Origin of the sequence: Mesorhizobium sp. Pch-S (assembly GCF_004136315.1) — a bacterium.
Taxonomy (GTDB): domain Bacteria; phylum Pseudomonadota; class Alphaproteobacteria; order Rhizobiales; family Rhizobiaceae; genus Mesorhizobium.
The window spans coordinates 3,799,618-3,813,051 of record NZ_CP029562.1 but is presented as its reverse complement, the minus strand read 5'-3'; the positions used below and the strand labels follow the sequence as shown (position 1 = coordinate 3,813,051).

Annotated in this window: 9 protein-coding genes and 1 pseudogene; 7 read left to right on the top strand and 3 right to left on the bottom strand. The window is 62.1% G+C overall.

Annotation, left to right across the window (positions count from 1 at the left end; genetic code table 11):
* Nucleotides 1-43 precede the first annotated feature (43 nt).
* The 4 genes from C1M53_RS17895 (at nucleotide 44) to C1M53_RS17880 (ending at nucleotide 4,848) form a co-directional block, all read left to right on the top strand.
* The gene (locus C1M53_RS17895; RefSeq protein WP_129413460.1) at nucleotides 44-2,023 is read left to right on the top strand and encodes a 5'-nucleotidase C-terminal domain-containing protein; all 1,980 of its coding nucleotides are present in this window, start codon (nucleotides 44-46) and stop codon (nucleotides 2,021-2,023) included.
* Between the two features lie 93 nt (nucleotides 2,024-2,116).
* Complete coding sequence (hemH, locus tag C1M53_RS17890) at nucleotides 2,117-3,169, top strand: ferrochelatase (protein ID WP_129413459.1); 1,053 nt, start codon at nucleotides 2,117-2,119, stop codon at nucleotides 3,167-3,169.
* 242 nt (nucleotides 3,170-3,411) lie between these two features.
* On the top strand, nucleotides 3,412-4,368 hold the full coding sequence (locus tag C1M53_RS17885; protein ID WP_129413458.1) for an SPFH domain-containing protein: 957 nt from the start codon (nucleotides 3,412-3,414) through the stop codon (nucleotides 4,366-4,368).
* A 15-nt stretch (nucleotides 4,369-4,383) separates the two neighbouring features.
* Nucleotides 4,384-4,848 carry an NfeD family protein gene (locus tag C1M53_RS17880; protein WP_129413457.1) on the top strand — a complete coding sequence of 155 codons (465 nt, stop codon included), beginning with the start codon at nucleotides 4,384-4,386 and terminating at the stop codon, nucleotides 4,846-4,848.
* Between the two features lie 50 nt (nucleotides 4,849-4,898).
* Here C1M53_RS17880 and C1M53_RS17875 read toward each other — a convergent pair whose 3' ends face one another.
* Nucleotides 4,899-5,900 (bottom strand): KpsF/GutQ family sugar-phosphate isomerase, encoded by a 1,002-nt coding sequence (locus tag C1M53_RS17875; protein ID WP_129413456.1) that lies wholly within the window; start codon nucleotides 5,898-5,900, stop codon nucleotides 4,899-4,901.
* A gap of 231 nt (nucleotides 5,901-6,131) precedes the next feature.
* On the opposite strand from C1M53_RS17875, the gene C1M53_RS17870 reads away from it, so the two are divergent.
* Nucleotides 6,132-7,943: an outer membrane beta-barrel protein gene (locus C1M53_RS17870; protein ID WP_245488189.1), complete on the top strand. Its 1,812-nt coding sequence runs from the start codon at nucleotides 6,132-6,134 to the stop codon at nucleotides 7,941-7,943.
* A gap of 66 nt (nucleotides 7,944-8,009) precedes the next feature.
* Here the strand turns inward: C1M53_RS17870 and galU are convergent, their stop codons facing one another.
* Nucleotides 8,010-8,915, bottom strand: coding sequence for a UTP--glucose-1-phosphate uridylyltransferase GalU (gene galU / locus C1M53_RS17865; RefSeq protein WP_129413455.1), 906 nt, complete (start codon nucleotides 8,913-8,915; stop codon nucleotides 8,010-8,012).
* Between the two features lie 454 nt (nucleotides 8,916-9,369).
* Between galU and C1M53_RS17860 the strand changes: the two genes are divergently transcribed.
* Both C1M53_RS17860 and C1M53_RS17855 read left to right on the top strand, forming a co-directional pair.
* On the top strand, nucleotides 9,370-10,539 hold the full coding sequence (locus tag C1M53_RS17860) for a lytic murein transglycosylase (protein ID WP_245488621.1): 1,170 nt from the start codon (nucleotides 9,370-9,372) through the stop codon (nucleotides 10,537-10,539).
* A 94-nt stretch (nucleotides 10,540-10,633) separates the two neighbouring features.
* Nucleotides 10,634-11,839 (top strand): DUF459 domain-containing protein, encoded by a 1,206-nt coding sequence (locus tag C1M53_RS17855; RefSeq protein WP_245488188.1) that lies wholly within the window; start codon nucleotides 10,634-10,636, stop codon nucleotides 11,837-11,839.
* Nucleotides 11,840-11,938: 99 nt separating this feature from the next.
* Here C1M53_RS17855 and C1M53_RS17850 read toward each other — a convergent pair.
* Nucleotides 11,939-13,413 (bottom strand): annotated as a pseudogene (locus C1M53_RS17850) (glutamate synthase subunit beta).
* Nucleotides 13,414-13,434: the final 21 nt, after the last annotated feature.

Below are 13,434 nucleotides of genomic sequence, written 5' to 3'. Positions count from 1 at the left end.
ATTGCCCTGGGCGAAGCATCACGAACGCAACGGGAGAGCAGGAATGAAGAAGATCGCTGCCGTCATGGCACTTTCGGCCTCGGCACTCGGCATGAGCGCCGGCATGTCCTTTGCCGACTACACGCTGAACATCCTGCATATTAACGACTGGCACAGCCGCATCGAAAGCAACAACAAATACGAATCCACCTGTTCGGCCGAGGAAGAAACCAAAGGTGAGTGCTTTGGTGGCGCCGCACGCCTTGTCACGGCGATTGCTGCCGAGCGCAAGAAGCTGGAAGGCCAGAACGTGCTGCTGCTCAATGGCGGCGACAACTTCCAAGGCTCGCTCTTCTATACGACCTACAAGGGCAAGACCGAGGCCGAATTCCTGAACCAGATGAAGTTCGACGCCATGACCGTCGGCAACCATGAGTTCGACGATGGTGAAGATGCCTTGGCACCGTTCCTCGACGTCATCAAGTTCCCGGTGCTTTCAGCCAATGTTAAAGCAAGTGCAGCGGCCAAGGTGGGCGACCGCATCAAGCCGTCCGTCGTCATCGAAGTCGGCGGCCAGAAGATCGGTATCATCGGCGCCGTCACCAATGACACACCCGATCTCGCCACTCCCGGCCCCAACATCACCATCGAGGACGACGTCAAGACCATCACCGCCGAGGTCGAGAAGCTGAAAGGCCAGGGCGTCAACAAGATCATCGCGCTGACCCATGTCGGCTACCCGCGCGACAAGGAGATGATCGCCAGGATCCCCGGCATCGACGTGGTGGTCGGCGGACATTCACATTCGCTGCTGTCCAACACCGATCCAAAAGCCGAGGGCCCCTACCCTACGATGATCGACAACCCGGACGGCTATAAGGTCCCGGTGACCCAGGCCGCCTCCTATTCCAAGCTGCTGGGCGAATTCAAGGTTGTGTTCGACGACAATGGCGTGGTCAAGGAAGCCAGCGGCAACCCGATCCCGCTCGACAAGTCGGTGATCCCGGACCCGCAAGTGCTCGCACGCATCAAGGAACTCGGCACGCCTATCGAGGAACTGAAGGCCAAGCAGGTCGGCGAAACCACCGCCGCCATCGACGGCAGCCGCGAAAGTTGCCGGACGCGCGAATGCGCCATGGGCAACCTTGTTTCAGACGCGGTGCTCGACCGCGTGAAGGGCCAGGGCGTCGAGATCGTTTTCACCAATGGTGGCGGCCTGCGCGCCTCGATCGACCAGGGCAAGGTCTCGATGGGTGAGGTGCTGACGGTCCTGCCGTTCCAGAACACCGTCGCCACCTTCAAGATTCCCGGCAAGACCGTGGTTGGCGCGCTGGAGCACGGCGTTTCGGGGGTTGAAGAAGGCAAGGGCCAGTTCCCGCAGGTCGCCGGCCTCAAATACTCCTTCGACAGGTCTGCGCCGGCCAATGCGGGCCGCATCAAGTCGGTCGAGGTCATGGAAGGCGGCCAGTGGAAGCCGATCGATCCGGCCAAGGAATATATCGTCGCCACCAACAACTATGTCCGCCAGGGCGGTGACGGCTACAAGCTGTTCATCGACGGCAAGGATGCCTACGACTACGGTCCGAGCCTAGAACAGGTCGTAGCCGACTACATTGGCGCTCACAGCCCGTACACCCCGAAGCTGGAAGGCCGTATTACCGAGGTGAATGCCGCGCAGCCGTCCGAGGCGGCAAAACCGGCGGACGCCGCGCAAGGCGGCACTTCGGCACCTGCCGAGGTCGTACCAGCCATGCCGGCTCCGCCTGCAGCGTCCAACGACATTGCCAACACGCCGCCGGCGGTCGAGGCACCGGCAGCAAAACCGAGCGAAGCCGCTCCGACGGAAGCTGCCAAGCCGGCTGAAGCTGCGGCATCAGTCCAGGCCGGCGGTACCCACACCATCGTCAAGGGCGACACCTATTGGGATATCGCCGTAAAAGCCTATGGCGACGGCACCAAATGGCGGCGCATCGCGCACGCCAATCCCGGCCAGGAACCGCATCGGCTGCTGGTGGGAAGCGACCTGAAGATACCAGCAAAATGAATGCTGCCTCGATCTCCTCCTCTGCGGGGAGATCGACACCTTCGGGGTGCGGCCAGACGCGGCATTGAAACCGCGTCCGGCGCTGTTAATTAGATGCGCATGACATTCGCTACCGAAACCGAGGCTCCTTTGCCCGCTGGCAGCCTGACAAACGACAGCCCTGAAAAAGTCGGGCTGATGCTGATCAATCTCGGCACCCCGGATGGTACCGAATACGGGCCCATGTGGCGCTATTTGCGCGAATTCCTGTCCGATCCACGCGTTATCGAGCTGCCGCGCTGGGCCTGGTATCCGATCCTCTACGGCCTGGTCCTGACGACGCGGCCTAGGAAATCCGGTGCCAACTACGCCAAGATCTGGAACCGCGAGAAAAACGAATCGCCACTGCGCACCTACACGCGCGGCCAGGGCGAGAAACTGGTGCAGCGCCTGGGCGATCTTGCCAATGTCAGCGTCGACTGGGCGATGCGTTACGGCAATCCGTCGACACGCTCGGTGGTGGAGAAGCTGGTCGCTCAAGGCTGCGACCGCATCCTCACCTTTCCGCTCTATCCGCAATATTCGGCAACGACGACAGCCACCGCCAACGACCAGTTGTTTCGCGCCCTGATGACGATGCGGCGCGCACCGGCTGTGCGCTCCGTTCCGCCCTATTATGCCGAACCCGTCTACATCGACGCCCTCGCCCGCTCGATCGAAAAGCACCTCGCGACGCTGGACTTCGAACCGGAAGTGGTGGTCGCCTCCTATCACGGCATCCCGAAGCCCTATGCCGACAAGGGCGATCCCTACCAGCAGCACTGCCTGGAAACGACGCGACTGCTGCGCGAAAAGCTGGGCTGGAGCGAAGCACGACTGATCTCCACCTTCCAGTCCCGTTTCGGCGCACAGGAATGGCTGCAGCCATACACCGACAAGACGATGGAACGCCTGGGCAAGGAAGGCGTCAGACGCATCGCCGTCGTCAATCCAGGCTTCTCGTCGGACTGCATCGAGACTCTGGAAGAGATTGCGCAGGAAGCACAGGAGATTTTCCTGCATGCCGGCGGCGAAAAGTTCGCTCACATCCCCTGCCTGAACGACAGTCCGGAAGGCATGGATGTGATCGAGACCCTGGCACGGCGCGAACTGGCAGGCTGGATCTGATACGACGCAAAGTATTCAGGCCGGACGGACTGCATTCCCCAGCAGAACTTTCTCACCCGATTGTAACGAGCATGAAACACACTTAAGTGTTCCGTGAGGTATTGGAGTGCCATGCGTCCACTCGGACGCGCGAAAGGTCGCTTTGACACCTTTGAGCTGCGCATCGGGTTGCCGAAGATCGAAGCCGATTTTCGAGCCGATAGACGAGCTTCGCCACGGGTCGGCAATTGAGGGAGAGCCGAATGGATTTCAGCGGTTTCACGGGTTTCGACATTGCGATCGTCGTTCTGGTCGCGCTGGTCCTTATCCTGCTTTTCAAAGGCATCCGGACGGTGCCACAGGGCTTCAACCACACGGTCGAGCGTTTCGGCCGCTATACCAAGACGCTGACGCCTGGCCTCAACATCATCAATCCCATCTTCGAGCGCATCGGCGCCAAGATGAACATGATGGAGCAGGTTCTGGACGTACCGACCCAGGAGATCATCACCCGCGACAATGCCATCGTCGGTGTCGACGGCATCGCCTTCTACCAGATCCTGAATGCCGCGCAGGCCGCCTACCAGGTGTCTGGACTGGAGAACGCCATCCTCAACCTGACCATGACCAACATCCGCACGGTGATGGGCTCGATGGATTTGGACGAGCTGCTTTCCAACCGCGATGCCATCAATGAGCGTCTGCTGCGCGTTGTTGACGAGGCGGCACATCCCTGGGGCGTCAAGATCACCCGCGTCGAGATCAAGGACATCAACCCGCCGGCCAATCTGGTCGACTCCATGGCTCGTCAGATGATGGCCGAACGCGACAAGCGCGCACAGATTTTGGCCGCCGAGGGCCTGAAGCAGTCACAGATCCTCGAAGCCGAAGGCCGCCGCGAAGCCGCCTTCCGCGACGCTGAAGCGCGCGAGCGCTCCGCCGAGGCAGAGGCACGCGCCACCCAGGTGGTGTCGGAAGCCATCGCCAAGGGCGATGTGCAGGCAATCAACTACTTCGTGGCGCAGAAATACACCGAAGCACTCGCCAAGATCGGCACGGCCGGCAATTCCAAGATCGTATTGATGCCGATGGAGGCCTCGTCGCTGATCGGCACCTTGGGCGGGATCGGCGAGATCGCCAAGGAAGTGTTCAAGGGCGACGGCCAGGGAACGCAGCGGCAGGCGGCGCGCCCGCCGCTGGTGCGTCCGAACGAAAGCTGATTGCGGAGCACGGCCATGCTGCAGCGGCTTCTTCTCGAACTCGGCCCCTGGAACTGGATGGTTCTCGGCTTCGCGCTGCTGGTGGCGGAAATTCTCGCCCCCGGCGTCTTCCTTGTGTGGATCGGCATAGCCGCGCTGCTCATCGGGGCGGCCTCGCTGATGCTATGGGACACCGCCTTCTGGACCTGGCAGGTGCAGGTGCTGGCTTTCCTCGGGCTGTCGCTTGTGTCTGCCTATGCCGGCAAGCGCTTCTTCGGCAGCAGGCGCGAGAGCAGCGACCAGCCGCTGCTCAACCGGCGTGGCGAACAGATGATCGGTCGTACGGCAACGTTGGCCGAACCGATCCGCGAAGGCCGCGGCCGCATCCAGCTCGGCGACACGCTGTGGCGGGTCTCTGGACCTGACCTGCCAGCCGGTGCGCGCGTTCGGGTAACGGGCGCGGCGGAAACGGACCTGGAATTGACCGTCGAAAAGATCTGAACCCGCAAACAGGCAACGCTGCCACGCGTTGCCTACTTACCTAGAACAGATCAGGCTGCGCCGATGCGCAGCAGATCGTGGAAATGCACCACGCCCACCGGCATTCCACCTTCCACCACAACAAGCGCGCTGATGTTGTGCTTGTTGAGCAAGGCAATGGCCGCGCCGGCGAACATTTGCGGCTCGACCGTTTTCGGCGTGCGGGTCATGACTTCTTCGACTGTCGTCTCACCAAGATTGCGATGCAGATTGCGAGCCAGGTCGCCGTCCGTGACGATGCCGGCCAATCTGCCGTCGCCATCGATGACACACACGCAGCCGACTTTCTTCTGCGCCAGGGTCATCACCGCTTCCGGCATCCTGGTGCCGAGCGAAACGAGTGGAATCTGGTCGCCGGTGCGCATGATCTCGGAAATCAGCGTCAGATTGGCGCCGAGCTGGCCGCCGGGATGGAAAGTGCGAAAATGATCCGGCGTGAATCCGCGCGCTTCCAGCAGCGCGATCGCCAGAGCATCACCCATCACCAGTTGCAGCAGCGTCGAGGTGGTCGGAGCCAGGCCGTGCGGGCAGGCCTCCTGAGCCTTGGGCAGCGCCAGAACCACGTCAGCCGCGCGCCCCAGTGCCGATTTTTCGCCGGATGTCAGCCCGATCAGAGGGATCGAAAAGCGCCGCGAGTAGTCGATGATGCCTTTCAGCTCCAGACTCTCACCCGACCATGACAGCGCGATGATCGCGTCGTCAGGCGCGATCATGCCGAGATCACCGTGATTGGCCTCGACAGGGTGCACGAAGAACGCCGGCGTACCGGTGGAAGCCAGAGTGGCGGCTATCTTGGAACCGATATGACCGCTCTTGCCGACGCCGGTGACGATGACGCGACCGGTGATGCGCGACAGGATATCGACAGCGCGCGCAAACGGTTCGGCCAGGCCGTTCTCCAGCGCCGTGCTGAGCGCGGCCAGTCCGGCCTGTTCGGTGGCCACGGTTCTAAGCGCCGAAGCAATGGCGGCCTGACGATCCGCTGGCTTCTTCTTCAAGCTTGCAGCATGCATGGACGAAGCGATTATCCTTTCCGCGTCCGTCTGTCCATTTCATTCGTTTGCCGGCCCAACAGCACTCGAACCTAACACTCCATTAACCATCCCAATTTACGGTTCGGTAAGCATGGCGCCAGGGGTGTGCGCCACAAACGTGTGGTAACGATGTCGCGGGCCCAGCCTGACAGAAGCAGCCAAGGAAAGACGGCCGCCGGCGCTTTGCTGCTGGCCGCAACGGCTTTGCCTATGCTGCTGGCATCATCTGCCTTTGCCCAACAACTTGATTTGCGCGGTCCGCTGAACGAGCAGGTCGGCACGCAGAATCAGCCTGGCGGACTGCCACCGGCAGCGCAGCTCGGCGCCAACGGTCTGCCGCCGCTCAATCGCACGCCGGGTGCTTTGCCACCAGCGACAGGGCCTTCGGAGGGAATCCCGAACCGGGCATATCAGCCTGCCAGTCCAGGCGCTTTGCCGGACGACCCCGACGCACTGGGTGGCACGCCTCTTGCCGGTCCCGGCCAGCTGAACGCCGACAATCCTGTTCAGCCTGGAGCAGCCGGCCTAAACGGGCCGGGGACTGCGCAAGCCGCCGACCCTTTCGCGGATCAGGCAGCCACAGCACCACGTCGCCGGGCCGGGGCTACGGCAAGACAGCCCGCCGATGCCAATCTTCAGGGCATCGCCGCCGGACAGCGCGGCCGCAACGGAGCGGCAACCGCGCAAGACGGGGACCAGGCCAATCGAGCAGCAACCCGGCGCAACGCGCCTCGTCGCCCTGGCACCGCGGCCGCAGCGGCAGAGGCGGAGCAGGAAGTCGATCGCGTCGTCCGCACCGGAACAATCGACTCGGCGGATCGCGCTCCTCTCGATCCGCGCGCTGCCCGCACCGAAGCAATCGAAGGCGGAGCCATGCGGCGGGACGACACGCCCTATGCGCCGCTCGGGATCAAAGCCGGCAGCTTTACGCTGAGGCCTTCGCTGGAACAGGGCGTGCTTGCTACTTCGAACGCCAACAACAGCGCTTCCGGTCGCTCTGCCACGATTTCGCAAAGCACCTTGCGCCTCAATGCGGTATCTGACTGGGCAACCAATTCGGCCACCATCGACGGCAATTTCAACTACCAGAAGAGCATTTCTGGTCAGGAACTCAAGGAATGGCGCGGTAACCTCCAGGGCACGCTCAATGTCGATCTCGATCACGACTGGCGTGCCATCGGCAGGCTTGGTTTTGATACGGCACCGGAAGGCGCGACTTCGCCCGAGGGCGTGCCAGGTGCGATCACGCAGCCCCAGCGCAAGACCTTCGAAGGTAGCCTCGCCCTGCAAAAGGATGTCGGCAAGCTCCGCCTTGGCCTGACCGGCGCGGCCGAGCGCAGCATCTTCGGTGATGCAACGCTTGGCGATGGCACCATTCAGTCCCAGGAAACCCGCAACTCGACGCTCTACACCACCACCTTGCGCGGCGGTTACCAGATCTCGCCGGCACTGACCCCGTTTGCAGAGGTCGAAATTGGCCGCCGTACCTTTGACGAAACAGTTGACCTCAACGGCTATGAACGCTCGTCCAAGCGTCTCGGCCTGCGCGGCGGCGTGGAGCTCAACCTGGGCGAGAAGCTGAACGGCGAGATGTCCGTCGGATGGCTGCGCCAGACTTTCGATGACAGTCGCCTGCTCCCGGTGTCGGGAGCGACAGTGGCCGCGGATCTGCGCTGGTCGCCGGTACGCGGCACCATCGTCGGGTTCAATGGCCAGACCGTTCTGGAAGACACCACCACGCCCGGCCAGAGCGGTTCGGTGCTCTACAATTCAAGTGTCACCCTGCAGCGCGAGATGCGTGCCAATCTCACCGGAAACGCCGCCTTGGGCTTGTCCTATCGTGACTACAAGGGCACCGGCGATCATGACCTGATCTACAGCGCGCAGGTCGGCGCGACATGGTGGCTGAACCGCTATCTCGGCCTGACCTCCTATCTGCGTCACGAGCGACTGACCAGCAGCATCGATGGCCGCGACAGCAAGACCAACAGCGTCTATCTCGGCCTCACCGTCCAGCGGTAGGCGACAGTCTGCGTTGCCACTCGCCTCGAAAGGCATCGACCGGGCTATGAACCCGGCCGATCGCTCTCAGACGGCGGACGTCTTGATCCCGGCACTCTCGAATTCGTCCAGCAGCCCGCGGATGACACCGGCCATGCTGCTGTCAGTGCCTTCGCGCCACAGCGCGAAAGCGACATTGGCCTCGACGAAACCTTCCGGCGAGCCGCAATCAAAGGTGCGACCACGATAGTGGTAGCCGTAGAACGACTGCCTGTTCATCAGCTTCAGCATGCCGTCGGTCAGCTGAATTTCGTTGCCGGCACCGCGCTCCTGGTTTTCCAGGATCTGGAAGATTTCCGGCTGCAGGATATAACGGCCGTTGATGTAGAAATTCGACGGGGCAGTACCCTTCTTCGGCTTCTCGACCATCTCGGTGATGCGGAAGCCGGTGTGGGTGTCCTCGCCACGACCGACGATGCCATATTTGTGCGCTTCGGCCGGGTCGCATTCCTGGACGGCGATGATGTTGTTGCCTGTTTCCTCGTAGAGTTCGACCATGTCTTTCATGCAGCTCTTCTGCGACTGCATGATCATGTCGGGCAGCAGCAGGGCGAATGGTTCGTCGCCGACGAGTTCACGCGCGCACCAGACGGCGTGGCCGAGGCCCAGCGGCACCTGCTGGCGGGTAAACGAGGTCTGCCCGGGTGCCGGCTGCAGGCGCTGCAAACGCTCCAGCACCTGATCCTTGCCGCGCTGGGCGAGCGTGTCATAAAGCTCGAACTGTACGTCGAAGTGGTCCTCGATCACCGCCTTGTTGCGGCCGGTGACGAAAATGAAATGTTCGATGCCGGCTTCCCGTGCTTCATCGACCACATACTGGATGACGGGCCTGTCGACGACGGTCAGCATTTCCTTCGGAATGGCCTTGGTGGCGGGGAGAAAGCGCGTGCCGAGGCCTGCGACCGGGAAAACTGCCTTTCTGACTTTTCTCATAGATCCATCATCCGTTGCGGGGATAACCCTTTTGCCGGGACATTTTCATGCCGGAATTGAAGACTAGAGCAATTCCAGCAAAAGTGTGCAACGGTTTTGCGTCCGGAATTGCGCAAAAACAAGGAGTTAGAGTGTTTCCGTGTTTCCGCTCGGCGGAAACCCTCTAATGAACGGCTGGGCGCCTCCTGTCAAAAATTTCTATCGGTCGCGTTTTTGTTGTCCGGCCGTTCTATGGTAAACCAAATCCTAACCGAGTTCGGCCATGAATGCTCTTCCTGCGATGAAAATGGAGGACATGATGCCCTTTCGCACCGCCGCTAGAGCGTTTTCGTTCTTTGCGAAAACGCGGGTACGCTCTAGCTCTTTGGTTTTGCGCAATTCCGGACGCAAAACCGCTGCGCACTTTTGCTGGAATCGCTCTAAACGACTTGCCGGTCTTGCCACGGCGACGGCGCTGTCGATTGCCCTGCTGATCCCGACCGGGCCAGCGCAAGCCGATGCCGGCTTCCGCAACTGGGTCGCTTCCTTCCGCGCCACCGCCGTTCAATCGGGCGTGTCGGGTGCGATCTATGACGAAGCATTCCGCAACATCAGGGATCCTGATCTGGAAGTGCTTGAAAAGGCGCGTTTCCAGCCCGAATTCACCGCTCCCGCCTGGGATTATTTCGACAACCGGGTGCATGAACAGTCGATCGCCAACGGCCAGGCGATGGCTCGCAAGTGGAAACCGTGGCTTGACAAGATCGAAGCCCGTTTCGGCGTCGACCGCTACATCCTGCTTGCCATCTGGTCGATGGAATCCAACTACGGCGAGATGCTCAAGCGCACCGATGTCATGCGCAACGTCATCCGTTCGCTGGCGACCCTGGGCTATGGCGACAAGAAACGCTCCAAATTCGCCCGTACCCAGTTGATCGCGGCACTCAAGATCCTGCAGACCGGCGACATCGACGAAAGCCATCTGCAAGGTTCGTGGGCCGGCGCGATGGGTCATACCCAGTTCATCCCGACCAGCTACCAGAGCTATGCCGTCGATTTCGATGGCAACGGCCGCCGCGACATCTGGAATTCGGTGCCCGATGCGCTGGCGACCGCAGCCAATCTTTTGAAGAAGAATGGCTGGCAATCCGGCAAGACCTGGGGTTACGAAGTGGCCCTGCCTGACGGCAAGATGCCGGGTGGCTCCATGTCGCTCGCCAAATGGCAGTCGCTTGGCATTGCCCGCGCCAGCGGGAAGCCGTTCAGGAATGGCGCGGACAAGGCTGAATTGAAGCTGCCAGGCGGTCGCGAAGGCCCTGCTTTCCTGGTTACCCGCAACTTCCAGGTGATCAAGCGCTACAACAACGCCGACAAGTATGCTTTCGCGGTTGGCCTGCTGGCCGACCAGATTGCCGGCTACGGCACGCTTGTGAATGACTGGAGCAGGCCGTTCACCAAGCTGAGTTTTGCCGAAAAGCAGGAATTGCAGCAGCGTCTGGCCGATCACGGCTACTACAGCGGCAATTTTGACGGCAAGATCGGCCAGGCTTCCAAGGATGCCATCATGGCCTATCAGTCCAAGCTTGGCTTGACCCCGGATGGCAATCCCAGCATGGAAGTGCTGAAGACCCTGCGGCGGCGGTAAGCGCGCCCAGCATCTGGGGAACAGGGCGATCCGGCCGGAACGGGTCGTCCATATCGGAAAACGGAGAGGCAGCTTGGCAGCGGCAACGCGCTTGATGGCAAGACTACGCCGGCTGCCGTTCCTCCTCGTTGCGGCGGCCGTACTGCTGGTCGGCACCGCTGCCACGGTCCATGCCCCGGCCTTTGCCCAGGAAGAAGAAGCGCGGCCATGGTCGTTGCGCGACCTCTTCTTCCCGCGCCGCAGCGAGCGTGTAGCGCCGCTGCCGGAAGACCGCTTCCCGGCACGTCCGAAAAAGAAGAAGCCTGTCGTGCGCAAGCCGGCCGAGCCACAGGTGCCGGTGGTCGAGAAGACAACCGATGCCCGGACCATCCTCGTCATCGGTGATTTCATCGCGAGCGGTCTCGCCGAAGGGCTGAATGAGGTCTTTGCCAACAATCCCGCCATCCGCGTCGTCGACAAGGCCAGGGGCTCCTCCGGCTTCGTGCGCGACGACGTCTATAACTGGCCACAGGAGATCGCGGGTGTACTGGCGACCGAGAAACCGGCAGCCGTCATCATCATGATGGGATCGAACGACCGCCAGCAGATGAAGGTGGGGGAAGAACGCGAGCAGCCGCGCACGGAAGTCTGGACCAAGGCCTATGAGCTGCGCACCGAGGCGCTTGCAAAGGCTCTGGCAGCTTCCAAGATTCCCTATCTCTGGGTCGGCATGCCGGCCTTCAAGACACAGAAAATGACCGCAGACATGCTGGCCTTCAACGGCATCTATCGCGCGGCGGCCGAGACCTACAATGGCGAATTCGTCGACATCTGGGATGGCTTCGTCGACGAGAACGGCGCTTTTGTCTCCACCGGCCCTGACGTCAATGGCCAGCCGGTGCGCCTGCGCGCCGACGACGGCATCAACCTGACCCGCGGCGGCAAGCGCAAGCTGGCCTTCTATGCCGAAAAACCGTTGATGAAGATCCTCGGCCTGTCGACGCCGACGGCCCCGGCATCTTTGCCGGCCGGCCCTCTGCCCTCGGGTCTGCCACCGACCCCGGCGGCGCCTATGCCGGTCGATCGCACCGACCCGATCGCGCTTGGCGATCCGGCGCTCGATGGGGGGACGGAGTTGCTTGGGGCAACGCAGCCGACAAAGCCTGCCCTCATCCTTCCTGGCGAGAAACTGGCCGTCCAGGGTATTGCCCCAGCCGCATCGCCAGGCCGTGCAGATGACTTTGGCGGGTCTGCAAGACCGGCACCGGCTGCCTCAGGAACGCCGGCTGCTCCAGACAAGACCGGCGCCTTGCAGCCATAAGCAGGCAGCGGCTCTCGAACCTGTCGAAACCGCACGCCTCTGCCACGAACATGGCAAACGTCCGCGGGTTCGTCTCCCAAAACCCACCCGCGGAGCAGATCAGCGCGGCAGCACGCTCGCGCCAGTCAGCGCCTCATCGATCGCGCGCGCCGCCTGACGGCCCTCACGGATCGCCCATACCACCAGCGACTGGCCTCGCCGGATATCGCCGGCGGCATAGAGCCGGTCCATGTTGGTGCGATAGTCGACGTCGTTGGCCGCGACATTCTTCGAACGACGCACATCGGTGATGATGTCGAGCTTGCCATCCAGCTCAGCCGTCACAGCGCCTTCGATCGGGCCGGCAAAACCGATGGCGATGAAAGCGAGATCGGCGCGGATGACGAATTCGGTACCAGGGATCGGCTTGCGCTTCTCGTCCACCTCACAGCACTTGACGCCGGTGAGCTGACCGTCTTCGCCGATGAATTCCAGCGTCGCGACCTGGAACTCGCGTTCGGCGCCTTCGGCCTGGCTGGAAGAGGTGCGCATCTTGGTCGCCCAGTAAGGCCAGACCGCAAGCTTGTCTTCCTTCTCGGGCGGCTGCGGGCGGATATCGAGCTGAGTGACACGCACCGCGCCCTGGCGAAACGCCGTTCCGACGCAGTCGGAAGCCGTATCGCCACCCCCGACAACCACGACATGCTGGCCGGACGCAACGATCGGCTGCGACGCCCAGGCGACCGACTGGATGTCCTCGCCACCGACACGCTTGTTCTGCTGGACGAGGTAAGGCATCGCGTCATGCACGCCTTCGAGATCGTCGCCAGGAATACCGGCCGGACGCGGCGTTTCCGAACCGCCGCAGTAGAGAACGGCATCATATTCGGCGAGCAGTTCCTCGACCTTCTTGTCGACGCCGACATTGACGCCGCAATGGAAGGTCACGCCCTCCCCGGCCATCTGTTCGACGCGGCGGTCGATATAATGCTTTTCCATCTTGAAGTCGGGAATGCCGAAACGCAGCAGGCCGCCGGGACGGCTCTCACGCTCGAACACATGCACATCATGGCCGGCTCGGCCGAGCTGCTGCGCCGCGGCCATGCCAGCGGGGCCCGACCCGATGACGGCAACCTTCTTGCCGGTCTTCTTTTCCGGCGGATAAGGACGCACGAAGCCGGTCTCGTAGCCTTGTCGGCCAGCGCCTGCTCCACCGTCTTGATGGCGACCGGAATGTCTTCCAGGTTCAGCGTGCAGGCTTCCTCGCACGGCGCCGGGCAGATGCGGCCGGTGAATTCCGGGAAGTTGTTGGTCGAATGCAGGTTGCGGATCGCGGCGTCCCAGTCGCCGTTGTAGACAAGGTCATTCCAGTCCGGGATCTGGTTGTGGATCGGACAGCCCGTCGGGCCGTGGCAGAAGGGAATGCCGCAATCCATGCAGCGCGCGGCCTGCTTCTCGACTTCCGGCTGCGACATCGGCAGCGTGAACTCGCGAAAATGCCGGATACGGTCGGATGCCGGCTGGTACTTGTGCACCTGCCGGTCGATCTCGAGAAAACCTGTTACCTTGCCCATGTCTCGGTTCCTGTAGAGCACGTGGCGGGGTTACCGCCGCAC